Source organism: Cutibacterium sp. KBN10P07758 (assembly GCF_050286205.1).
Lineage (GTDB): Bacteria > Actinomycetota > Actinomycetes > Propionibacteriales > Propionibacteriaceae > Cutibacterium > Cutibacterium acnes.
Window position 1 is genome coordinate 853878 of sequence record NZ_JBNNQV010000001.1, and the last position, 22947, is coordinate 876824.

Consider the following 22947-nt stretch of genomic DNA (forward strand, 5'->3'; position numbering starts at 1 on the left):
GGGACTCCGTCTCAGTCCGTTGTGGGCGGGGCTTGTGACATCGGGGCTTTGTGTGTCGGCAGGCTGATCAGCTGGCGAAGAAGGACTTCGACGGTTGCATGGGGATCGCGTCCCTCAGACAGCGCTGTGACGATTCCGCCGTCGATGACGGCGATCACGAGCTCTGCTGGGTAGGGGAGGTTAGCGACGGCGAGAATGCGTGATATGGCATTGTTCAGCCGGCCGCGTCCGGCGTGGTAGGCGTTGGAGATGGTTTCGTTGTCTCCTGCTGAGATGAGCTCGAGGTAATGTCCGAGAAGAGGAGCTGGGCGTGTGATCATTGCTCGAATCAGGTATTCGATCACGTCATCCACCCCGGTTTTGGGGCGATGGTTTTCAGCCTCGTCCGCAATCGTTTCAGCGATGTGAGCCCACGCTCGAATATTGAGTTTGGCGGCTTCAGCCAGGAGTTCTTCGTGGTCATCAAAGTAATACACGGTAGAGGAGGGTGAGAGATCTGCCATGCGTGCTGCAGCTCTCATGGTGACGGCGCTAGGGCCACCACTGTTCAACAATGATGCTGCTGATCGGATGAGTTTTTGACGTCGGTGATGGCCTTTTGCCGTCATTCGTTGAACCAATTTTGTCACCTCGCTATGCCGCAATGCGTAATGTGTCAAGTGCGTTCACCATAGCAATCTCAGGGTCGTCTTTCGCACGTTTTCCTCGGACTGGTCCGTGGCAACCCTGGTAGGGTGTCCGGCATGGACTTGAAGCCGACGGGCGACCTGCACGAGCTCTTTCGTCGACTCGTCGACATCGAGTCGGTGTCCATGCACGAGGCGCCTATTGCCGATGCTGTGGAGGAGACGTTGGCACCACATCGGCATCTTGAGGTGACGAGACTCGGTAACTCTGTCATTGCCCGTACTCACCTTGGGCGTTCGGAACGGGTCGTCATTGCTGGTCACCTCGACACCGTTCCGGTCGTCGAGAACTTGCCGTCCTATATTGAGCAGCGGTCGGACGGGGATTACCTCGTGGGTAGGGGCACGTGCGACATGAAGGGCGGTATCGCCGTCGCGCTCGCCTTGGCTGTGAGCCTTGAGAATCCGGTGAGGGATGTCACTTGGGCGTTCTATGAGTGTGAGGAGATCGCGGCCGAGCACAACGGTCTGGAGAAGATTGCCTCTTGGCGCCCTGACCTCATCGACGGTGACTTCGCCATCCTCATGGAACCCACCGATGGCCGGGTGGAGGGTGGTTGTCAGGGAACCATGCGTTTCACCCTTGAGGTGCCGGGGCGGGCGGCCCATTCAGCTCGTTCGTGGGTCGGGCACAATGCGATCCATGATCTGTCCGCCGTTTTGGAGCGTCTCAACCGCTGGCAAGAACGGGACCCGTTTGTTGAGGTTGACGGGCTGACCTTCCGTGAGGGCCTCAATGCGACGATGCTCGACGCCGGTGTGGCCGGTAACGTTATTCCCCCCACCGCTACTATTCAGATTAATTATCGGTTCGCCCCCGACAAGACGACCGAACAGGCTCGGCAGTACATGGAGGATCTCTTCCATGAGTGGCCGATGAACGTTCTTGACCTGTCGGCTCCCGCCAGACCAGGGCTCGATCGTCCGTTGGCGAAGTCTTTCGTTGCTGCGGTGGGCGGGGAACCGGGTCCTAAGTACGGGTGGACCGACGTTGCCCGTTTCGGGCAACTCGGAATACCGGCTGTTAACTTCGGGCCGGGGAATGCGCTGTGCGCTCATCAGGTGGATGAGTGTTGTCGTCTTGGCTCACTGGATGAGTGCTACCGGGCGCTGCACACGTGGTTAGCGTCGCGATGACCTAACCGAGGTTGTCGTCCAATTCTTTCGTTGAGGGGTCTGACATGGCATGGTTACTTGTTGTTGTCGTCATCATCGTCATCGGGCTCGCCGTCATGGCGGGGTCTGGGAAGTTTGGACAGGTCCCGCCAATCGTAGATGACCGTCCGGCCCCGGATCTTCCCGAGGGCGATTTGAGTGCTGAGAGCCTGCGCTCAGTTCGCTTCGCAGTGGTGCCACGGGGCTACTCAATGAGTCAGGTGGATCAGCTCCTCGACCGTCTGGCTTCCCAGATGGAGACCGGCCAAGGACCCGATCTCACGACTACGGGTAGGCCCATCCCTGACGCCACGGGCCCGGATACGGAATAATGGAAGATGCACCACTGCCCAGTGATTGAGGAAGAGTGACATGGCAGCTATGAAGCCCCGTACCGGTGACGGTCCCATGGAGGTCACGAAGGAGGGCCGTGGCATCATCATGCGCGTTCCAGTCGAAGGTGGCGGTCGGCTGGTTGTTGAACTCAACGCAGACGAAGCCCAGGAACTGCTCGCGTGTTTCAAGGACGTCGTCGGCTGACGCAGATGACTAACGATCGTGCCCGGCTCGAAGAAGCCGGGCACGATCGTACAAAGTGAACCGTCAGCCGTGACGCTTGATTGCCGTCTGGTAGACCTCGACGGTTTGCGCAGCGATTCGAGGCCAGGAGAATTCGTCAATGCAACGCTGACGACCAGCGGTTCCGAAAGCTTTGGCGCGTTCCATGTTTCGAGTGAGGTCGTTGATAGCGGCTGCGAAGGCGGACTCGAAGGTCGCGACATCTTCTGGGGTCGACAAGTCGGTTGGGACCCCGTCGACGAGATGCCCGGTCGATCCGTCGACGACAACCTCCGGTATACCGCCAACTCGAGATGCCACTACCGGCGTAGCGCAGGCCATAGCCTCCAGGTTGACAATGCCCAGTGGCTCATAGACCGAAGGGCAGGCAAAGACTGTAGCGGCAGAGAACACCTGGCGTACCGACGAGCGGGGGAGCATCTCCGGCACCCAGATAACCGGCGCTCGGCGGCTGGAACGAACCTCCTCGAGGGCGGCTTTGAACTCCTCTCCAATCTGTGGGGTATCCGGGGCGCCGGCCAGCAAAACGAGCTGGGTCTCAGGATCAAGCTCAGTAGCGGCATGCACCAAGTGGACCAATCCTTTCTGTCGTGTAATGCGCCCGACGAAGACCACCGAAGGTCGGTCAGGGTCCATCCCGATGTCACGGCACACATCGGTCTCGGTGACGGGATGGAACTCGTCCGTGTTGACCCCATTGCGCACCACATGCACCTTGTCAGGATCTAATTCGGGATAGGCCCGCAGTACGTCGGCCCTCATGCCTTCAGAGACCGCGATTACGGCGTCTGCGGCGTCGTAGGCGGTCTTTTCTGCCCAGGATGACAGTCTGTAACCGCCACCGAGCTGCTCTGCCTTCCAGGGACGGTCGGGCTCCAATGAGTGAGCGCTGATGACGTGCGGGACGTCGTGGAAAACACCGGCGAGCAAACCAGCGAGATTGGTATACCACGTGTGGGAATGGACGAGGTCGACCTCGTCAGGGATGGCATCGACCATGGACAGGTCTGCGCCGAAGGCCCGCAGCGCGCCGTTGGCACCTTCCGGATAGTTCTCAGCGTGGGCGGTGGCTCCTTCACGCGGCTGTCCCATGCACTGCACATCGACGTCGATGAGGGTGCGAAGCTGGGGGACGAGTTGCGCGACGTGGACGCCGGCGCCGCCATAGATGGTAGGAGGATATTCGCGGGTCAGGACGGACACGTACATGGCTTGATCGTCCCACAAAGACGGCCTCGGTGGGGTAGTAGCGTTGCGGTGCGGTCAACAGACTGAAAACTCTCGTCGACATTGTGCAGCTGACCTTGTGATGATTGCCTGCATGGGTGTTCGGTGACGGTAGATTGAGGACCATGGCAAAGACGCGTCCCAAGGTTCTATCCATCGTCCTCGCTGGCGGCGAAGGCAAACGCCTTATGCCTCTCACGATGGACCGGGCCAAACCAGCCGTTCCCTTTGGTGGTACCTACCGTCTTATCGACTTTGTGCTGTCCAATCTGGCGAATTCAGGGCTCACTCAGATCGCTGTGCTGACCCAGTACAAGTCTCACTCACTTGACCGTCACATCTCCATCACCTGGCGGATGTCGACCATGCTGGGCTCCTATGTGACCCCGGTCCCGGCCCAGCAGCGTCTTGGGCCGCGGTGGTACCAGGGAAGTGCTGACGCCATCTACCAGTCCCTCAACCTCATCAATGACCAGAGTCCCGACTACGTTGTGGTCTTTGGCGCCGACAACATTTATCGGATGGATGTCGACGCCATGTTGCAGTATCACATCGACTCCGGGCTGGGATGCACCGTCGCCGGTATCCGAGTGCCTCGCAAAGACGCTTCTGCCTTCGGAATTATTGATGCTGACCAGAACCATAAGATCACCGAGTTCCTCGAAAAACCGGCTGATCCGCCTGGTCTGCCGGACGCTTCGGACGAGTCTTTCGCCTCGATGGGTAACTACATCTTCAGCCGCGAGGCCCTGGTCCAGGCCCTCCACGACGACGCCCACAGCGCCGACTCGCGGCACGACATGGGTGGCGACGTTATTCCGAGATTCGTCAACGCCGCTGACGCGCAGGTGTACGACTTTCGTGACAACGAGGTTCCTGGCAACACTGAGAAGGATGCCGACTACTGGCGGGACGTGGGCACCATTGATGCTTACCACGACGCGCACATGGATCTGGTCTCGGTCGAGCCGGAGTTCAACCTGTACAACCCGGACTGGCCCATCTGGACCATGCAGGAACAGGCCCCCGGTGCCAAGTTCGTGATGCGCGGGTCCTGCGACGACACCCTGGTCTCTGCCGGGTGCATCATTTCCGGCACCGACATCTATCGCACGGTGTTAGGCCCGCGGGCTCGCATCGAACGGTGGGCTCGAGTCGATGAGTCAATCGTCATGAACAATGTGGCGATTGGTTCCAATGCGACGGTCCACCGTGCGATCCTCGACAAGAATGTCATTGTTCCTGACGGTGCCCAAGTGGGTGTCGACCACGACCACGACCGTGCTCGTGGATTCACCGTCTCCCCAGGCGGTGTGACGGTGGTCGGTAAAGGAATCACGGTTCCCTATTGATTGAGCGATCTTCAGGACGCACGAATCGGCTCCCCATTTTTCGGGGAGCCGATTCGTTTTGTCTTGCGTCAGACGCGCAAGCTCAACTTTTCGTGGCCAACAGCAAACCTTCACCAACGGGTAGCAGCACCGGGGTGAATTCTTCGGTCTCTAGCACCGAGTCGAGGGTTTCGCGGATGATGAGGGTGTCATCGTCCTCATTATCCGGATCAGCGATGTGGTTGTTGGCCAGCGCGTCGTTAACGACAACAACGCCTCCGGGGCGGAGTAAGCGTAGGGCCTGGGAGACGTATTCCACGTATTCAAGTCGGTCGCCATTGATGAGCACTATGTCGTAGGCGCCATCACGCAGTTTAGGTAGCACATCCAGCGGAGTCCCGGTGATGAGGCGCACCTGATTAGAGCGGATACGGGCCAGGCTCAGAACCTTACGGGCAGCAGCCTGACGCTCAGCGTCGGGGTCGATGCTGGTCAAGACACCATGATCGGTCATGCCCTCCAAGAGGGCCAGCCCTGAGACTCCGGCGTCAGTGCCGATGGTGACGACGCTCCCGGCCTGCATGGTGCGCGCCAAGAAGGTCAGCAAGGCGGTGGTGCCGTTGCCGAGCACTTCCCACTGATCAGCGCGGGCTGCTTCGCGGGCCTCCTGTAGAGCCGGGGAGGGTGCGACGAAGCCGTCGGCGTACTCCCACGACCGGGCGTCGGGGACTTGATGTCTGGGCTGTGCTGGACTCACACTAACAGCCTATCCCGCTGAGGCCATCTCGTGGCTACCATGGGCACCAGCTATACAAGGAGGTTTTGCATGTCCGCTCCCGTTTTTGGCCGTCTGCTTACGGCCATGGTGACTCCGATGACGTTCGACGGGGCGGTGGACCTGCGTCGGACTGGCGAGTTGGCGCACAAGCTCGTTGAGGAACAAAACAATGACGGCATTGTCGTCAACGGCACGACGGGGGAATCGCCGACCACGACTGATTCTGAGAAGGCTGAGATCGTTAAGGCTGTCGTCGAGGCTGTCGGATCGGATGCTGCGGTTGTAGCCGGAGTCGGAACCAATGACACCGCTCACACCATCGAACTGGCTCACCAGGCTGCCGAGGCTGGAGCTGACGGTCTACTTGTCGTCACCCCCTACTACTCCAAGCCCTCACAGGCTGGGATCATTGAGCACTTCACCGCTGTTGCCGATGCCACCGACCTGCCGATCATGCTTTATGACATTCCGGGACGCACCGGTACTCCGATTGAGACGAAGACCCTCATTGAACTGGCCGACCATGCACGGATTGTGGCCGTCAAGGACGCCAAGGGGCTTGTGGTTGAGTCAGCGACGGTGATGGCCAGCACCACTCTGGCCTACTACTCCGGTGACGATGCCATCACTCCGGCATTGCTGTCAGTGGGTGGAGTTGGCCTCGTCGGCACGTCAACCCATTTCACCGGTCGACGCATGCACGAGGTCATCGACGCATATGTTGACGGCCGAATTGACGAGGCATTGTCGACCTACCGGGAGATCCTGCCAGTGCTTACCGGTGTCTTTGCAGCTCAGGGGGCCACCATGGTTAAGGCGGGACTGGCTCACCAGGGGTTTACCGTCGGTAGGGTGCGTCCCCCTCAGACGATGCCGACTCCTGAGCAGGCTGAGACTTTCTTCGGTGTGTTGGATCGCACTCAGCTGTGACAACCTCGCCATGACATTGGGAGCTCGAAGCCAGGGGTAAGGTAAAGGCCATGTCCACAGCAGGTCCAGCGGAAATCGCGGTACTCATCGTCATTGCTGTGCTCATGTTTGGGCCGGACAAGCTGCCCGAGATGGCCCGCAAAGCGGCGCGCATTTACCATTACCTCAAGGACATCGCGAACAACACGCGCGATCAGCTTCGCAGCGAGCTGGGTCCGCAGTTCGCCGATCTGGACTACCAGGACCTCAAGCCGCAGAATTTTGTGCGCAAGTACGTCCTGGATAGCTTGCAGGACGACATTGACGAAATTAAGGCTGATTTGTCCGACGTCCGCTCCGACCTCGACTTGGGCTTGGCTGACATTCGTAACTCCGAGGGCCTTCCGGAAACTCCCGTTTCGGCACCCTCCTCAGTCGTTCATGACGAGGCCGTTCCCGTCCCCTTTGACCTCGAGGCCACCTAATGTGATTCCTTACATGATGACCTATCTGTGATGTGGTGGGCCACCTGGTATTGGGTGGCCCACCACATCACGTTCGAGCCCCTTGTGCCACGAGTGCTGCATGCCATCTTGTCAAGGGGCGTCTGGCATAGGTTGTTCGTGCCACAAGTGGCTTAGGCCTGACCGGCAGGGGTGATGGTGACGCTTACCGGGCCTTCTCCGGTGGAGCTGACCTGCAGGCGTGTGTCTCCGGCTTTGGAAATGACCTTGGCGCCCTTCACCTCGACCTTGTAACCATTGGGGTAGTGGATAGCCGGGACGGCGATCTCGGAGACGGATCCTGCCGCGAAGTCACCGTCACCGGCGACACGTTTAGCCGTCCACGTGGCCTGGTACGTCCGGGTGGACTGGTCCCAGGTCGTCGAGGTCGGGGTGCCCGCAGCGGCGCGCAGGTGCGGTACCGCCAGAATGGCGAGCTTGGTGTGGTCCACTTGTTCGTCGGTGACAGGTCCCGGACGGTTGATATGACGGACGAGCTCCTCGTCTGCAGCATTCTGGGTTGTCGGGTCGGAGTTTCCGTTGTACGTCCAGTACAGCCAGCCGACCAGATGGGCGCGAGCCTTGGATGTGACCCCCATGAGAGTGCCGGGGTCTTTGGTGGCCCCGAATTCACTGAGCAAGGAGGCTGAGTTGTTGAACTGGGCTGCCTGGTCGGCGTTGTGGAAGGTGCGAGTGTCGGGGAGATTGCACCCGACGTAGGAGCCGAAGATTGCGTTCATGGGGCAGTAGACGTGCCAAGAAATGGCAGCCTTCGGTGAGGATGGGCGGGCTGGGCGGCTGTCCAGCCCCATGTTCCACGTTGAGTAGGGCTCGTAGGTGACGATGCCGTCGGGGTCGACCGAGGTGATGGCTCTGCCGACTTTCTCGTACAAGGTGTCCAAGGACACCATCGCTCGGCCGCACCAGCCGAAGGCAACGTAGCAGATGGGGTAGTGATGTCCCGGCCAAGGCTCGTTGATAATGTCGTATCCCATGACGCCGGGTTCCTGCCCGACGACCTGTGCGACGTGCTTCCACATGGCCGCGTAACGATCCTGCAAGCCCACTCCGCCCGGGCCCTTGGCATTGTCCAGGAAACTGTCGTAAGCCTTGATGAGTCCGAGGTTGAAGACCTGGTTGGCGGGGAAGCCAACCTTGAGCAGATTCGGTGCTCCCTTGTCGAGAACGGCCCAGTCGGGGGCTCCCTCACCCTCGAACTTCTCGTTATACATGTCCTGGTGAGCGTCCAAGAGGGTCATTATGCCGTGAGCGCGAAGTGTTCTTACTGTGCGGGTGATGCTGGCCAGGTAGGCGTCGTCGTACTCTCCGGGCTTGGGCTCGACCCCCTTCCATATGACTCCCAGGCGCACCGAATCGAAGCCGTTCTTCTGTAACCAGGCAGCGTCGGCGTCATCGAATCCATCGGCTTCGGGACTGTATGGGTGACGTTTAGAGACCATGTTGACGCCGGCGGTGAGGATAGCGCGACCCTGACCGTCGGTGTACCAACGGCCGGACTGCCCGATGGGGCCGGCGTCGGTGATGGTCTTTGACGTTGCGATGTGGGGAGCGGCGTCGCTGGTATGGGGCGAGGCCTGTGCAGGCATCTGTGCCATGCAGGCGGCAGTAAGGGCAGCAATGAAGGTGGTCGCCCACCGGGTGACGCCTCGGCGTCGTGCATCCGGGGAATGCCATGAATGGTGATACATGGCCTAAAGATACAGCACACGAGGATCGCCCCAGCGGGCCCGTGAGTACGTTCAATCAGTGACTGACGGGTTGAACCCCCAGATTTATGCCGACCAGACCACGCGGGCGCGCGTCAATGGTCTTGGCGAGTTCGGTGATGGCCTCGGCTGCGGGCGAGTCCGGGTGGGTGATGACGATCGGGTCGCCGTCGTCACCGCCGCTGCGCAGTTCGACGTCGAGTGGGATCTGGCCGAGCAACGGGATCGTGGTGCCCAGACGTTCTGACAGTGCGTCGGCAGCCTTTTGACCGCCACCGGTGCCGAACAGTTCGACGCGGAAGGTCTCGCGGGACTTTGGCGCGGTCACTTCCAGCCATGACATGTTCTCCACGACGCCTAACACCCGTTGCTGCATGATTCCAGCCATCGTGCCGGCACGCTCAGCCACCTCGGATGCGGCCTGCTGCGGGGTGGTGACGACAAGTACCTCAGCGTTGGGCAGCTTCTGTCCCAGACTCATGGCGATGTCGCCGGTGCCAGGCGGAAGATCGATGAGGAGGTAGTCAAGATCGCCCCAGTGAACGTCGGCCAGCAGCTGAGTGAGTGCCCGGTCGAGGATCGGTCCGCGCCAAGCGATGACGTCGGACTTGTTGGGCTTCATCATGCCGATGCTGATCGACTTAATGCCAAGTCCAGGAACCGGAAGCAGCATGTCATCAAGAGGAGTGGGGTGGGCATCCCCTAGGCCGAGCATGTCAGGCACCGAGTGGCCGTAGATGTCGGCGTCCAGTAGACCAACCTCGCGGCCGAGCTGAGCCAGGGCCAGGGCCAGGTTGACGGTGACAGAAGATTTGCCGACGCCACCTTTACCCGAGGAAACCGCGATGACTTTGGTGGTGTTCCCCGGTTGGGCAAAGGGAATGACGCGTTCGGGGACGTCGCCGCGCAGCTGAACTTTGAGAGCATCGCGCTGTTCGTCGGTCATGGTGCCGAGTTCGACGGAAACACTGGTCACCCCGTCAACGCTGCGCACAGCCTCGGTGGCCTGCTCACGTAGCTCGGTCTTGAGGGGACACCCGGCGACGGTCAGCAGGATGCGGACGAAAGCGCGTCCCTGCTCGTCGACGGTAATCTCATCAATCATGTTGAGATCGGTAATGGGGCGTTTGATCTCGGGGTCATTGACGTGCGACAACGCATCGGCAATGGCCTTAACCACTGGGTTCTCGGTGCTCATGCTGACTTGTCTACACACCGTTGGCCCGATGCGACAACTCGCTCGTCGCGAACCGGGTCAGTTAGTGGGAGGCCGGTGAGGCCTCGATCTCCTCGAGCAGGGAGCGCAACTCGTCGCGTAGCTCCGAGCGCAAATAATCGCGCGTGGCCAACTCGCCCATCTGCATCCGAATGGATGCGACCTCCCGGGCCAGGAACTCCATGTCGGCACGAGACTGGGCGGCGACCCGACGATCCTCAGCCATCGACACCCGATCCCGGTCCTCCTGGCGATTCTGCGCCAGCAGGATGAGGGGAGCGGAGTAAGAAGCTTGGGTAGAGAAGAACAGATTGAGCAGGATGAACGGGTACGGGTCGAAGCGCAACTTATAGATTGCTACGAGATTCCAGATGACCCAGCTGCATACGATCACCGTCATGTAGACGAGGAACTTTGCCGTGCCCATAAACCGCGCGGTGGCCTCCGCGAACTGCCCGAACTTCTCGGAGTCCAGCTGTACTCGAGGGCGTTTGACCTTGCGTGGTCCCGGGATGTCGAGGCGGTCAGCGTCATGCAGCCACTGATCGTTATCAGCCATGGTTCACCTCCACGAATTCGCCGTCCATCTGGTCGCCGCGCCAGTCGGCGGGTAGCAGATGGTCAAGAAGGTCGTCAACGGCTACCGCCCCAACCAGCTGGTTCGCATCGTTGACGACGGGAACGACGACGAGGTTATAGGTAGCGAAGTAGCGGCTCACCGCGCCTACCGGGGCATCGGTGTGCATGGGCTCAAGGTCGGAGTCGATGATCGCTGAGACCATCGTCGAAGGAGGTTCGCGCAGGAGCCGTTGCACGTGTACCGCTCCCAGGTAACGGCCGGTAGGGGTTTCGGTGGGAGGACGGCACACGAAGACCATGGATGCCTCGGCTGGTGTGATGTCTTCGTTACGTACCAAAGCCAAGGCGTCAGCGACAGTCGCGTCGGCGGCAACGATGACGGGCTCAGGGGTCATCATGGCTCCCGCAGTGAACTCGTCGTAGGCCATCAGGGAGCGGACGTCGTCGGCGTCGTCGGGCTCCATGCGCGCCAGCAACTGGTGGGCGGTGGTATCGGGGAGCTCTTTGATTAGGTCGGCGGCGTCGTCGGGGTCCATCTCTTCGAGGATGTCGGCGGCGCGGTCGGGGTCGAGGACGGTGATGAGGGAAACCTGCTCGTCCTCGGGAAGTTCCTCGATGGCGTTGGCAAGCTGGTCGTCGTCCAGGGCCATGGCGACTTCTGCACGGCGATGCGGGTTCATGTCGTGAAGTTCCCGGGCCATGTCCGCTGGCTTCATCTCATGCATCTCGGCGATGGTTCTCTCAGTGGACTGGCGCGAGGCGAGCACGAGGGAGGGGACTTCGCGCCAATCGACGATGGTCGGGTTACTGGGAGCCTTGCGGATGAATCGACTGCGCCCAGATTCGGCGAGGGCCACCTCATTAATCTCCCACTCGCGGCTGCGCACGGGAGCCATTGAAACGTCCATGACCCATACTGGCGTGCCATTGCGGCGGAAAGTGCGGTCGAAGAGGTCTTCGATGACGAGGGTCTCGGAGACTCTGCGAGAGAACACTCGGGTGTTGACGGTTCCCGAGATCATGATCTGAACCGCGTCAATGGCGTGCACTCGGACCATCGGGACGAAGATTCGTCGACGGGCGAATAGCTCGACGACGAGCCCGCGCACCAGCGGGGCGCGCCCCGGCGTACGCATCTGGACGACGACATCCCTGACCTTACCGACCTGGTCGCCACTGGCATCCATGACAGGAAGGCCACGAATCCGAGAGATGAATACCGATTGGGACCTGTTCACCCCGCAAAATATACCCAGGCGGCAAACATTAACGCTGCGAGACGAGAGCAAGAAGCTGTCGGTGCTTACCCGTAAACTGATGCTTACCTCAAGGAGGAAGCCGTGATGTTAAGTGTGGTCCCGGGCAGAGCGAGTGCCATATTCAATCTGGAGTACCCGCAGTCGGTCGTCGTGGTTGATGACTACGCGACCGCCCAGAAGATTGTCGACCAGCTGTCCGATAAGGAATTTCCGGTCGAAAATCTCTGCATCGTCGGGACAGACCTCAAAACGGTGGAGCGCGTTACCGGACGTCGCACGTGGGGCTCGGTGCTCGGCCAAGGGGCGGTGTCAGGACTCGGGATGGGCCTTCTCGTCGGCCTCATGATGATGTTCTTCACCCCAGGCGGGGCCGTTCTCTCCCTGCTGCTGACCGGACTCATCGTTGGTGTGGTTATCGGCATGATTACCGCCGCTATTACGTACTCGATGAGTGGTGGAGAGAGGGACTTTAACTCTGTCCAGCAAGTCGTGGCTACCCACTATGAGGTGCTCGCTGAACACAAGGTGGCTGCACAGGCCCGTGAGATGGTGTCTGATATGCCATTCATGAGGGCGAAGGCTTTCGAAGGCTGATTTGTTTTTGGGGGCCTGCCGACGGGCGTGCCCGGCGGTGGTGGCAGTATCAGACAGTCCGCGCCTTCGGCACCTGTGCCGACAAACGGCAATCAGCACCATCGAGGAATGTTATGGCCAACACCGTCACAACTAGGAACGCCGTGCCGAGAGGGGTCGTGGTTCTTTTCGCCGTCACTGCTGTCGCCATCACTGTCACGTTGGCGCTGGGATCGACGGTGTGTGCCACTGATGCCTCGGCCTCGTGCCCGAACTGGCCCGGTTGTTATGTCGGTCGTCTCACCCCGTTGGACGCTACCCAGCCGCGGGTCGAGTTCATCCATCGCGTCATTTCGGCCTCGGTGGGTCTGTTCGCGCTCGCCAGCGTCATCGTCGGCATGGTGTATCGACATGCTGACAAGCTGCTGGCTGCCCTCCCGATCGTAGCTCTGTTGGGGGCGTTGACGTCCGGCGTGTTCGGTATGATGACCATCAAGTGGGGGATTAACTCGGTTGAGGCCTCTTTCGACCTGCTTGCCGCGATTATCTCGATGGGAGCTATGTGGCGGGCTTACTTTGTTGCGCGTAAGCCACGGTCGTCGTGGAGATGGAATGGGCGGACCAAGCTTGGGATTGGAGCTGTCGCCTTCCTCGTTATCGGCCACTTCTTCGCTGTGCAGGTGGCCGGTTGCGGGTCGCTGACCCGTTGTATGGGCTGGGCGATGTTCGTACGTGGTGCCGGGGACGGACCTTTCGCTGGCTGGATTGCTCAGCAGGCCATCATGGGAATCGGAATGCTGCTCGCGATCGTTTCCCTCGTGGCTCGCTGGGGGCGTCGCAATGGCTGGGACATTCTCTGCGCTGTGTTCATCGTCATTGAGCTCGTCGTCGGGGTGCTCATCGCCGTTAACGGATCCAGCCACGGTCTGGGAACCTTGCACGCGATCCCCGCCGTGCTCATCCTGTGCCTGACCATGACGGCGACGATGCGCAGTGCCAGAGGCTGAGAAGTCTGGACACCGCGCATCGACACTGGATCAGTGGCAAGCGCGTCCCCAGATCTCTTGCATCCAGGCCTCGATCTCGTCGACCTGACGCGGGCAATCCTTGGATAGCCACTCAGGCTCACCGTCAGTGATGCACAGGTCGTCCTCAATGCGTACACCGATACCGCGGAACTCCTCGGGGACCAGTAGGTCGGTTTGTTTGAAGTAGATACCCGGCTCGTCAGAGACGCACATACCCTTCTTGAGCGGTCCGGAGTAATCCTGACGACGTGCCTGGTTACAGTCGTGGACATCTAGACCGAGGTGGTGCGACGTGCCGTGAACCATCCACCGGCGGTGCTGCCCGCCTTCGGGGGACAGCGACTCCTCGACGCTGACTGGAAGGATGCCCCACTCGTGCAGATACTCGCAGATGACGCGAATGGCGGCCTGATGGATCTCGGCATGGTCGTGGCCAACTTTCGCGACGGCAGCTGCCGCGTCCTGAGCCTCAAGGACGGCCTGGTAGACGCGACGCTGGGCGGGAGAGAAGGTTCCCGAGATCGGTAGGGTGCGGGTGATGTCGGCGGTGTAAAGGGAGTCGACCTCGATCCCAGCGTCGATAAGGATAAGTTCGCCGGGGCGCAGGTCGCCGTCGTTGCGTACCCAGTGCAGCGTGTTGGCGTGGTCGCCGGCTGCGCAGATCGAGCCGTAGCCCACCTCATTGCCAAGATGACGAGCGACACGTCCGAAGGTGCCTTCCATCCAACGCTCGCCTCGCCCCTTGCGGACGGCTTCCGGGATCTCAGCGATCATGGATTCAAAACCCACCTTGGATTTGCGGCAGGCATCCCGCAGTTGCTCGACCTCCCAATCGTCTTTGCAGAAGCGGGCGGCTGAGGAAAACTCGTAGAACTCGTCGTCGGCGTCTTCAGAGCCCCGAGGACGCAATGAGTCGACGGTGGCGGTGACAGTCTCGTCGGCGTCGCGAATAACGCGCACTGTGGCGTCTCCGGTCGACAGGGCGTCGTCGAGTTGGGAGATGTCACGGCAGACGAGTCCCGTCATGGCCGCCATTTCCTCAAGGGACTCTCGCTGGCCAACCCACATCTCACCGTAGGTTGGATCAGCATAGAACTCGCGGTCGGTGCGGGGCGCACGCGGCTTGAAGTACAGCACATCGCGAGTTTCCGCGGTCGTATCGACGACTAGGACCGCGTTGGGCTCCCTGTCGGTGCCTAAGCCCGAGTAGTAGGCGAAGGCGGTGTTGGGGCGGAAAGGGTAATCGCAGTCGTTGTTGCGACGCATGAGATGGCCAGCGGGGATGACGAGGCGATCGCTATCGAAGCGGGCGGCTAAGGCATCACGGTGTGCGGTAGCCGAAGGCGCCGAGCTGAGCGGTTCGGGCAGCTCGTCGGGATAGGGGGCCCAGTCGGTAGGGATGAACTCGACGAAGGCTTTTGAGAACGGGGTCTGACGCTTGGGGATCCTTTGTTTTTCGGCTTGCCGCAGTTGTTCGTTGAGCTCTGTGGACCTCGTCTCGGTCATATTCGGACCTCCGCTGATTGTTGAGTATCCCCTCTAGTGTAGGTCTCGGTGACACGGAAGTCTTGGGGTCCAGAGGGCTTTTATGGGGCCGCACAGACGCAATGCCGGTCCTCTGTCCAGGTCAGTCTAGTCCCCCTACACCCGGGTTAGTTAGGTACCCGTCGCCTATCGAACCAACGTGACCTCCACAGGGCAGGTATCGAATTACGGCTTCGCCGTGGTGGTTGCGGACAAACAGGCCGGTCAGTGAGGGCGTCGCGTTGCGTGATGGTTAGAATTCAGAAGGATTTTTTCTACTCAGAGCAATCGACTGTATAGTTAAATCTATGGCTAGAAATTGACTTTCTTATGGAGGGGGATATTTTCGTTGTTGGTATAACTGAAACCTGAATTTTGTGAGATGTTTCAACGGATGTTTCATCTGCACAGGCAGCTAGGATGGTCCATTGATCCGAAGACTGCTGAGATGCGTTATATGAAGGTTTCATCCCGACGATCGGAGAAGCGTCTTGTACGTAGAGAGAAGTATCCTTCCTGATCCTTGCTCCGACGTCACTTATCGGCCTTCCGGGAAGATCAGATATCGCTAAGGAAGTATTTTCAGGAGATGACTTATGGGGCGTCTTTGTACAGGCGCTGGCGGTCGCAGAAAGTATTGCAGCCAGCGTCAATGCAGCGAGTTTCAAGACTTTCATCTGAGTCCGCAAGAGATTCTGGTCTGCGAGGGGTCAAATGCCTTCAGGAGATCGCTAGTTCCGCCGTCGTAATCCATTCCATCGGATCTCCTTTCGTGAACACGCTTGTTGATTCGATACTGCCACAAGTTTCCCGTAGGCCAAGCCGTCCATACTTTTCCTGCCGCCATTGCAGGAGAAGTGCATCCTACCGTAACGCTTTGTGTAGTAGCAGAAGAGAGGGACAGTTGGGCGCTGATATTGTCCCTGCTGGCTCCGAGGGCCAGCTGGACGGTCCTGGTTGCTGACATTCCAGAGCTGATTGTGCAGGTGCCACCCTTGGTCTCGATGGTGCAATCACCAATCCGCTGGCTCTTGTTGACATAGTTGCTATTGGCAAGCTTCTTATCGCGGACAGTAATAGGTGTAGCTCCTCCCGCCTAATCCTGTGGTGGTTGCGCCGTCATCCCGCCTACCCACCAAGTTTTCTTGGGCAGATGCCGCAGTGGTCGTCACTGCTAGTAAAGAAAGCGCGACTGCTGCTATGGCAATGCTAGGGCGAAGGGGTGCCATTACTGATCAGTCTTTCTTAGAGGTGCGGAGGTATGCGATAAAAAGAGCATAGACATGCTGATGCCCATGTCCATAAGGAGTTGCGGCAGGATTGTCCGAAAGTTAGTTGCCGAATAGACAGCATCAGTGGGGATAGCTACCGCCAAAAGTTCACGCTGGGTGTTAGGGAGCCAGAACTCGCTCTAGGACAGGTCATCGCGCATATGCTCAGCGCCATACCGACTGGAGGTAGGCTGAGCCTCACATGTCAACAGGGCCACGGAACGAGGAGGCAAGCGTGAAAGCTGCGGCACAGGATCAGTGGAAGCTTCTGGACCTTGCTCAGACCGATCGGCGGATCGCTCAAGCAGAGCATCGTCGTCGGACTTTGCCCGAGTTGGCCGAACTCAAGGACCTTGCAGTGCAGCGGCGAACGCTTGCGGAGGAGGTCGTCGCTAAATCTACCGCTCTGTCGGACGCCAAAATGGAGCAGGAACGTATCGAGGGCGACCTCGAACCAGCTCGCGCCCGAATGGAGCGCAACCAGAAAACCGTGGATGCGGGCACCATCACCGACCATAAAGCGTTGCGTGGCCTGACCGAGGAAATTGAGCACCTAGGGCGGCGCATCTCTCGATTAGAGGACGACGAGCTTGACGCCATGCAGGCCGTCGAGGATGCCGAGAGGGCCCATGCCGACGCTGATCGACGCCGTATTGAGCTTGACGGACACATTCGGACTGTACTGGCATCCCGCGACGCTGGTCTCAAGGGTATTGACGACGAGCTGAGCGAACTGCGACGGGTGCGCCAGACCCAGGCAGGAGGCATTCCGACCGACCTCTTCAAGCTATACGAACTGCTGCGCGAGCGCACCGGTATGGGGTGCGCAAAGCTGGTGCACGGGGTATGCGAGGGATGCGGCATTGCCACCAATGCCGCTGACCTGCGCAGATACGAGGCAGCTGGTGACGATGAAGTGGTGCGATGCGAGGAATGCGATCGCATCCTGGTGCGTACCGGAGAGTCCATCTGAGCCCTTCTTGTGGCGGTGATGCCGGGATATCCGTAGAATTAGCGGTCGGACGAGCCATCCGGGTGATCGCGGCAGCGGTGAGTTGTCGAGGAAAGTCCGGGCTCCATAGAGCAGGGTGGTGGGTAACGCCCACCCGGGGTGACCCGCGGGAAAGTGCCACAGAGAACAGACTGCCGGTTTCGAGCCGGTGAGGGTGAAACGGTGGAGTAAGTGCCCACCGCGTCATCGGTGACGGTGACGGCATGGCAAACCCCACCTGGAGCAAGGCCAAGAAGACCGTGAGGTCGCGGACGCGTTTGAGGGTTGCTCGCTTGAGTGTTCGGGTAGGCTGCGCAGCCGAAAGGCTGGAGGACACCAGCAATGGTGTTCACAGATGGATGATCACCGGCCCGGCGGGGCTACAGAACCCGGCTTATAGGATGGCTCGTCCCTAAAATATGGATCTGACTAGGTTAAACGATGTGGCTTTGGTCAGTTATGGGGCGGCGTGTCGTTCGTATAAATTCCTCGTGGAATTGTGTCCTGAGCGGCAAGAGCTGGTATCCCATGCGCAACGTACATGGGCATGAGTTCACTCATGCCGCTGCGTCCTGTGGCGCAATGAGGGAACCAAACTTGCTCCGTGCCGACCCCGCCTTGTGTGGGAGTCGGCTTTCGTTGTGTGATGGGTGGTGCGGAGCGGGCGCGTTGCACAGGTCCGCCGGGACGAATCACGGATCACCGTCGATAGTGACGACACGAACAGACTGATTCTGCTAGGTGAAAGAGCTAAGCTGAGCGATGAGCATAGCTCCCCTTTCAGTTATTGCTCTGGCCGTCCCCGCCGCTGCGGGGGCGGCCTTCTTTCTTCTGAGGTGTGGCTGCTGGTCATGCTGCAACGGCTCGCGAGATAGTAAAGGTTGCGGGCATCACGATTGCTTCAGTCGGGCGGCCAAGTGCCGTGAGCGATGGCCTGGCTGTGGCGGGAGCACGCCCCGGATCATCCAGCTCACCGCCCATGAGCGTGACCATATGAGATGCCGCATAACAGTGGAGTAACAGCAGAATCACGATATATTTACCCCGGCTTTACATTGCGTGTATAGGTGGGCTAACTTATGACTCATGGTCAAGCCGATGAAGTACCGCAAACTCGTCGGGCTGCTGCGTGAGGCTGGCTTTACCCCAACTCAAGGCAAGGGCGACCACGAGAAGTGGCGCAACGGCACCACGTGGACCATCATCACCCAGACCACCGAATGCTCGCCGAAGGTCGTCAAGGACGCCCTCGACGCAATCGAGAGGAGCAAGCAGCAATGAACAGCCTCATTGTCACCGCTACCCGCTGGTCGGGCGGCTGGGAACTTGAAATTGGCGAGCAACAGCACACCCAGGTTCGCAACCTGTGTAATGCCCGTCAGCAGGTTGTCGACTATCTCGACACCATGGATGAGAGCGTCGATCATGCCGACGTCGACATCACCATCATTCCCGAGATCGGAGCACTTGCCGACGAGGTTGCACAGGCGCGCGAGGCTACCCGTGCCGCAGCTGAGGCCACCGAAATGGCGGCACGCCAGTCGCGTGCCGCAGCTCAACATCTGCGTGCAGCTGGCTACTCTGTATCCGACTCTGCTGTGATCATGGGCGTCTCTCGCGGACGGGTGAGCCAGCTCGTGAACTTGTGACACGGCTCACGTCGCCAACCCCGAACCCGGCAAACGCGTGGTGAGGTTGCGGGAAGCGCTGGCAGGCTGCGCAGAGCGGCATGCGTCAGGCGAACTGAGGGGCCTCGCTCGGGGCCGTATCGGCGGCTCGCGTATTTAGGGATCGTCAGTGCATCAATATGGTCTGATCCCCATGTGGAAGCTGCCGAAAACGCCGCGCTCGGTGAACGCGATCGTCATCGGTGCCGCTGTCGTGGAGGCCCTGGATAGCGGTATGCGAAGGGGGTGCTAAAATCCTCGCGTCAGGTTGCTGGTGACCACACCAGCGCTGGAATCCGGTGAAAAGCCGGAGCTGACGCGCAGCGGTATGACTGATCCGCCCCGACTTGAACCACTGGCGCCATGCGCACTGGGAAGGCGCCGGGAACGGAGACGAAGTCGAGCCCGAAGACCACCTGACGACGCCCTGTTGTTGCCCGGCCGCGCACGCCGATCACAGAAAGCTAGTTTCGCCATGCCTGCCACCCCGAAATTCCTTCGCCGAGCTGTCGCGGTCTCGATGCTCCCCGTCATCATGCTTGCCGGATGTGCTGGCGCCCCCAAGGACTCGTCAGCTTCTTCTTCAGCGTCGGCGTCCCAGTCCAACGCTGGACCTATCACCATCACCAACTGTGGCCAGAAGGTTACCCTCGACAAGCCGGCGACCCGGGCCGTGACTCTTAATCAAGGGGCCACCGAGGATGTGCTGGCTATCGGTGGTGAGTCCAAGCTCGCGGGGACCGCGTATCTTGACAGTGGGATTCCGAAGAAATGGAAGAAGGCTTACGACTCGGTCAAGGTGCTCGCCAAAGAGTACCCGTCTAAGGAGACCTTCCTATCTGCCAAACCCGATCTGGCGGTGTCCTCGTATTCGAGTGCTTTCACCGACAAGGCGGTGGGAACACGTGAGGAATTGAAGAAGCAGGGAATCGCCACATATATCAGCCCCTTTGGATGCCCTAAAGGCACCCCGTCAGCTGAGGCCACGTGGGAGAATGTGTGGAAGGAGATGCGAGAGGTTGGAACCCTTATCGGGCAGAAAGATGCCGCCGACAAGGTCATCGCTGAACAGCGCATGTCCCTCAAAGAGGTCTCCGGTAACAAACACGGCAACGGGACCTCGATAGTGTGGTTCGACTCGGGTGACAAGGTTCCGTTCATCGGCGCTGGCCATGGCGGCCCACAGCTGCTCATGGACGCTGTTGGGGCCAAGAATCTGTTTGCGAACCTCGATGGGGGCTGGGCTGACGGTTCGTGGGAGAAGATCGTTGGTTCCAACCCCGATGTCATCGTCGTTGCAGACGCCGACTGGTCGACAGCTAAGGACAAGATCGCCTATCTGAAGAAGGACCCCGTTCTCAGCCAGATGAAGGCGGTTAAAGACAACAAATTCGTCACCGTGCCATTTTCCCAGACTACCCCTGGCGCCGAGCTGGTTGACGGAGCAAAGACTCTCAACGACGGCCTGGCCAGGGTTACCGGGAAGTGAGCCGCTGGCGCAGTTGGCTCCTGCTCGGCATTGTCGTTGCTGCCCTGATCGGCAGTGCCCTCGTAGTCCTGGGGATCGGGGCAGTTCGGGTTCCGGTTTCCGATGTGGCGCGGGTGGTGGCGCGACGCTTTCGGCTCATTGAAGGAGCCGACGTGACGGTCCTCAACGACCAGATCGTATGGCAAATGAGGGCCCCGCGTGTCATCGGATCGATGGCCGTCGGTGCTTTGTTGGCGATGTGCGGCGCGGTGTTGCAGACCTTGACCGGCAACGATCTGGCTGATCCGTACCTACTAGGTATCTCCAGCGGGGCGTCGGTCGGGGCGGTCTTCGTCCTGATCGTCGGGATTTCCAGCACCCTCGGGCAGTCGGTCCTTATGACCCTGGCCTCCTTCATTGGAGCCGTCGTAGCCTTGGTCATGGTGCTGACGATGGCCACGGGCAGATCAGGGGAATTGCCTGCCGGCCGAACAATCTTGGCCGGTGTGGCCGTGGGCCAGTTGTGCGGAGCAGCGGTGTCGGTGATGATCATGATCTTCGGGGAGTCGAATGCGGCCCGTTCAGCTCTGTCATGGACCCTTGGGTCCTTCGCCGGGCTGAGGTGGGGATCGACGATCACGCTGGTTGTTGCCACCGTGCCGGCGCTGGTCGTCGGGATGGCTTTGTGCCACATCCTTGACGCTTTCGCATTTGGAGACATCAGTGCGATGTCGTTGGGTGTTCCGGTGAACACTGTCCGCTGGGCAATCATGGTCAGCACGGCTCTGCTGACGGCCCTCAGCGTGGCGTTCGCTGGACCCATCGGCTTCGTCGGGCTCACGGTTCCCCATATCGTGAGATTCTGGACTGGGTCGCGTCACGCTCGTCTTCTGCCGATATCTGCCCTGGCCGGAGCGCTGCTCATGGTGTGGTCAGACACCGCTGCACGATGTTTACGTCCCGATACCGAAATCCCCGTGGGCGTCATCACCGCGATCGTCGGGGCCCCGGTGCTAGTCGTGCTTTTGCGTCGACAGGCCTCGAGATCATGACAACGGTGACAACGTCAGCAGTGCTGAGGGCCGAGGCTCTTGGTTGGAGCGTGGATGGAAAGACGATCCTGTCAGGGGTCAGTGTGGACGTTCGGCCTCAGATGATGACGATGATTATCGGCCTCAACGGATCCGGCAAGACGACCCTGCTCCACTTGCTCGCGGGGCTTCGCAAGCCAGGCATGGGACGAGTGTGGCTGGGCAAGCGTGACCTCGCCCGGATCGGCGCCAAGGAGCGCTCCAGGATGATGGCGCTTTTGGAGCAGAATCCGTCGGCCCATGTCGAACTGACGGTGCGCGATGTCGTCCAGCTTGGCCGCATCCCGCATCTGGGCCGATGGCGAATGGGCAATCTCAGTCGCAGACAGGGACATGACGATGACGTTGTCGAGAAGGCCATGGCGACGACCGGGGTCTCCGAGCTTACTGATAGGGCATGGTCTTCCCTGTCAGGAGGAGAGAGGCAACGGGTACAGCTGGCTCGTGCCTTGGCACAGGAGCCCGAGATCTTATTCCTTGACGAGCCGACAAATCACCTTGACTTGCCACACCAGATCGACCTCCTGGAGCGGGTCCGAGGACTCGGCCTGACGACGGTCACTGTCATTCATGACCTCGACTTGGCTGCCGCCTACGCCGACGACCTCATCGTGCTCGACTCGGGTCGCATGGTTGCTGGCGGACCGGCGAGCACAGTGCTGACGCCTGACCTTGTCCGTGACCACTTTGGTGTCGACGGTGAGGTTTGGTCCTCCTCGAGGCGCGGCTTCACCTGGAACGGACTGCAGACATGACGACGCGTATCGCAGTATCCCTCCGATGGGACGACGCCATCGACTTGGACCGAGCGATGACCCAGCAGGTGGCAGCCGACTGTACTGCTCACCTACAGGGCCCCGGTCCGACGCTCATTGATGTTCTTGACTCGATCGATGACACCCGAATCGAACTCGTCGGTTGGAGTAGCGAGGATGGGCCTGTGCCGCTGTCCTGGTTGCGCCGGGTAGCAGGGCAGTGGGTTCGTGACCATGCGGACGGGCCAAACGTTGTCGTCCATGCTGGGGCGGTGCGGCCTGGGCAGACGATATCGAATGAGTGGCGAGCCGTTACCGGGTCCGAAGCCCCACTGCGTAGCCCGGCCTGGCAGGAGTTCCCACCCTTCAGACACCACCTGCTGGCATGCCGCGGGCCGCGCTGCAATGCAGCCGGAGCAGCCGACCTGCACGCCCGACTGAAGGACAAGCTAGCCCATGCCCTTGACACTGAGATCCTCGTTACGGTGACCGGGTGCATGTTCCCTTGCAACCACGCCCCGCTCATTATCGTGTGGCCAGACGGCAGGTGCATCCAGCTGACTGCTGACAACCTTGATCGTATCGTCGAGGACCTCATCGGCCCCTCCCGTCAGTGATGAGTCCGATGGG

Annotated in this window: 24 protein-coding genes, 1 other RNA gene and 1 riboswitch; of the genes, 17 read left to right on the forward strand and 8 right to left on the reverse strand. The window is 60.1% G+C overall.

The genetic code is table 11. The annotated features are described in order from the left end of the window. Positions 1-11 precede the first annotated feature (11 nt). Positions 12-620: a TetR/AcrR family transcriptional regulator gene (locus ACOYO3_RS04220; protein ID WP_002518106.1), complete on the reverse strand. Its 609-nt coding sequence runs from the start codon at positions 618-620 to the stop codon at positions 12-14. A 123-nt stretch (positions 621-743) separates the two neighbouring features. Here ACOYO3_RS04220 and dapE point away from each other — a divergent pair, with 123 nt between their 5' ends. The 3 genes from dapE to ACOYO3_RS04235 are packed head-to-tail and all read left to right on the forward strand — an operon-like array spanning position 744 to position 2381. Next, positions 744-1823: a succinyl-diaminopimelate desuccinylase gene (gene dapE / locus ACOYO3_RS04225; RefSeq protein ID WP_002525091.1), complete on the forward strand. Its 1080-nt coding sequence runs from the start codon at positions 744-746 to the stop codon at positions 1821-1823. Positions 1824-1867: 44 nt separating this feature from the next. Then, positions 1868-2173, forward strand: coding sequence for a DivIVA domain-containing protein (locus tag ACOYO3_RS04230; RefSeq protein WP_002520341.1), 306 nt, complete (start codon positions 1868-1870; stop codon positions 2171-2173). A 40-nt stretch (positions 2174-2213) separates the two neighbouring features. Then, positions 2214-2381, forward strand: a complete 168-nt coding sequence (locus ACOYO3_RS04235; RefSeq protein WP_002514062.1) for a DUF3117 domain-containing protein — start codon at positions 2214-2216, stop codon at positions 2379-2381. 63 nt (positions 2382-2444) lie between these two features. Here ACOYO3_RS04235 and glgA read toward each other — a convergent pair whose 3' ends face one another. Further along, on the reverse strand, positions 2445-3629 hold the full coding sequence (gene glgA / locus ACOYO3_RS04240; RefSeq protein WP_427305780.1) for a glycogen synthase: 1185 nt from the start codon (positions 3627-3629) through the stop codon (positions 2445-2447). A 143-nt stretch (positions 3630-3772) separates the two neighbouring features. Between glgA and glgC the strand changes: the two genes are divergently transcribed. Next, entirely contained in the window at positions 3773-4999 is a 1227-nt protein-coding gene (gene glgC / locus ACOYO3_RS04245) for a glucose-1-phosphate adenylyltransferase (protein ID WP_002515129.1), read from the forward strand. Positions 5000-5081: 82 nt separating this feature from the next. Here the strand turns inward: glgC and ACOYO3_RS04250 are convergent, their stop codons facing one another. Continuing rightward, a complete protein-coding gene (locus ACOYO3_RS04250; protein WP_002514059.1) occupies positions 5082-5735 on the reverse strand; it encodes an O-methyltransferase in 654 nt (217 codons plus the stop codon). 69 nt (positions 5736-5804) lie between these two features. Here ACOYO3_RS04250 and dapA point away from each other — a divergent pair, with 69 nt between their 5' ends. Continuing rightward, complete coding sequence (gene dapA, locus ACOYO3_RS04255; protein ID WP_002514058.1) at positions 5805-6686, forward strand: 4-hydroxy-tetrahydrodipicolinate synthase; 882 nt, start codon at positions 5805-5807, stop codon at positions 6684-6686. A gap of 50 nt (positions 6687-6736) precedes the next feature. Beyond that, on the forward strand, positions 6737-7150 hold the full coding sequence (locus tag ACOYO3_RS04260) for a sec-independent translocase (RefSeq protein ID WP_002515145.1): 414 nt from the start codon (positions 6737-6739) through the stop codon (positions 7148-7150). A 152-nt stretch (positions 7151-7302) separates the two neighbouring features. Here the strand turns inward: ACOYO3_RS04260 and ACOYO3_RS04265 are convergent, their stop codons facing one another. The 4 genes from ACOYO3_RS04265 to ACOYO3_RS04280 all read right to left on the reverse strand — a co-directional run bounded on the left by ACOYO3_RS04265 (position 7303) and on the right by ACOYO3_RS04280 (position 11928). Continuing rightward, positions 7303-8784 carry a glycoside hydrolase family 5 protein gene (locus ACOYO3_RS04265; RefSeq protein WP_002519184.1) on the reverse strand — a complete coding sequence of 494 codons (1482 nt, stop codon included), beginning with the start codon at positions 8782-8784 and terminating at the stop codon, positions 7303-7305. A gap of 148 nt (positions 8785-8932) precedes the next feature. Then, positions 8933-10093 (reverse strand): Mrp/NBP35 family ATP-binding protein, encoded by a 1161-nt coding sequence (locus ACOYO3_RS04270; RefSeq protein WP_002518252.1) that lies wholly within the window; start codon positions 10091-10093, stop codon positions 8933-8935. A gap of 61 nt (positions 10094-10154) precedes the next feature. Then, positions 10155-10670: a DUF1003 domain-containing protein gene (locus ACOYO3_RS04275; protein WP_002514054.1), complete on the reverse strand. Its 516-nt coding sequence runs from the start codon at positions 10668-10670 to the stop codon at positions 10155-10157. Continuing rightward, on the reverse strand, positions 10663-11928 hold the full coding sequence (locus tag ACOYO3_RS04280) for a magnesium transporter MgtE N-terminal domain-containing protein (protein WP_002515179.1): 1266 nt from the start codon (positions 11926-11928) through the stop codon (positions 10663-10665). The genes ACOYO3_RS04275 and ACOYO3_RS04280 overlap by 8 nt, the downstream gene beginning before the upstream one ends. A 105-nt stretch (positions 11929-12033) precedes the next feature. Between ACOYO3_RS04280 and ACOYO3_RS04285 the strand changes: the two genes are divergently transcribed. Both ACOYO3_RS04285 and ACOYO3_RS04290 read left to right on the forward strand, forming a co-directional pair. Further along, positions 12034-12543, forward strand: a complete 510-nt coding sequence (locus ACOYO3_RS04285; RefSeq protein WP_002515149.1) for a general stress protein — start codon at positions 12034-12036, stop codon at positions 12541-12543. A gap of 113 nt (positions 12544-12656) precedes the next feature. Further along, positions 12657-13529, forward strand: coding sequence for a COX15/CtaA family protein (locus ACOYO3_RS04290; protein WP_427305782.1), 873 nt, complete (start codon positions 12657-12659; stop codon positions 13527-13529). A 30-nt stretch (positions 13530-13559) separates the two neighbouring features. Here the strand turns inward: ACOYO3_RS04290 and ACOYO3_RS04295 are convergent, their stop codons facing one another. Further along, entirely contained in the window at positions 13560-15056 is a 1497-nt protein-coding gene (locus ACOYO3_RS04295; protein ID WP_002515159.1) for an aminopeptidase P family protein, read from the reverse strand. Positions 15057-15681: 625 nt separating this feature from the next. On the opposite strand from ACOYO3_RS04295, the gene ACOYO3_RS04300 reads away from it, so the two are divergent. The 9 genes from ACOYO3_RS04300 (at position 15682) to ACOYO3_RS04340 (ending at position 22934) form a co-directional block, all read left to right on the forward strand. Next, positions 15682-16038, forward strand: coding sequence for a hypothetical protein (locus ACOYO3_RS04300; protein ID WP_002519182.1), 357 nt, complete (start codon positions 15682-15684; stop codon positions 16036-16038). A gap of 509 nt (positions 16039-16547) precedes the next feature. Next, positions 16548-17318 carry a zinc ribbon domain-containing protein gene (locus ACOYO3_RS04305; protein ID WP_002520344.1) on the forward strand — a complete coding sequence of 257 codons (771 nt, stop codon included), beginning with the start codon at positions 16548-16550 and terminating at the stop codon, positions 17316-17318. Between the two features lie 50 nt (positions 17319-17368). After that, positions 17369-17749, forward strand: an RNA gene (gene rnpB / locus ACOYO3_RS04310) — RNase P RNA component class A. A 673-nt stretch (positions 17750-18422) separates the two neighbouring features. Then, positions 18423-18617 carry a hypothetical protein gene (locus ACOYO3_RS04315; RefSeq protein WP_002515140.1) on the forward strand — a complete coding sequence of 65 codons (195 nt, stop codon included), beginning with the start codon at positions 18423-18425 and terminating at the stop codon, positions 18615-18617. Beyond that, a complete protein-coding gene (locus ACOYO3_RS04320; RefSeq protein ID WP_002515176.1) occupies positions 18614-18985 on the forward strand; it encodes a hypothetical protein in 372 nt (123 codons plus the stop codon). Before ACOYO3_RS04315 ends, ACOYO3_RS04320 begins: the two co-directional genes overlap by 4 nt. Positions 18986-19251: 266 nt before the next feature. Continuing rightward, a riboswitch (cobalamin riboswitch) is annotated at positions 19252-19437 on the forward strand. A gap of 41 nt (positions 19438-19478) precedes the next feature. Beyond that, positions 19479-20492, forward strand: a complete 1014-nt coding sequence (locus ACOYO3_RS04325) for an ABC transporter substrate-binding protein (RefSeq protein ID WP_002515265.1) — start codon at positions 19479-19481, stop codon at positions 20490-20492. Beyond that, positions 20489-21523 carry a FecCD family ABC transporter permease gene (locus ACOYO3_RS04330; protein WP_002515301.1) on the forward strand — a complete coding sequence of 345 codons (1035 nt, stop codon included), beginning with the start codon at positions 20489-20491 and terminating at the stop codon, positions 21521-21523. The genes ACOYO3_RS04325 and ACOYO3_RS04330 overlap by 4 nt, the downstream gene beginning before the upstream one ends. Further along, positions 21520-22317, forward strand: coding sequence for an ABC transporter ATP-binding protein (locus tag ACOYO3_RS04335; protein WP_002515247.1), 798 nt, complete (start codon positions 21520-21522; stop codon positions 22315-22317). Before ACOYO3_RS04330 ends, ACOYO3_RS04335 begins: the two co-directional genes overlap by 4 nt. After that, positions 22314-22934 (forward strand): (2Fe-2S) ferredoxin domain-containing protein, encoded by a 621-nt coding sequence (locus ACOYO3_RS04340; RefSeq protein WP_002520346.1) that lies wholly within the window; start codon positions 22314-22316, stop codon positions 22932-22934. The genes ACOYO3_RS04335 and ACOYO3_RS04340 overlap by 4 nt, the downstream gene beginning before the upstream one ends. The last annotated feature ends 13 nt before the right edge of the window (positions 22935-22947 follow it).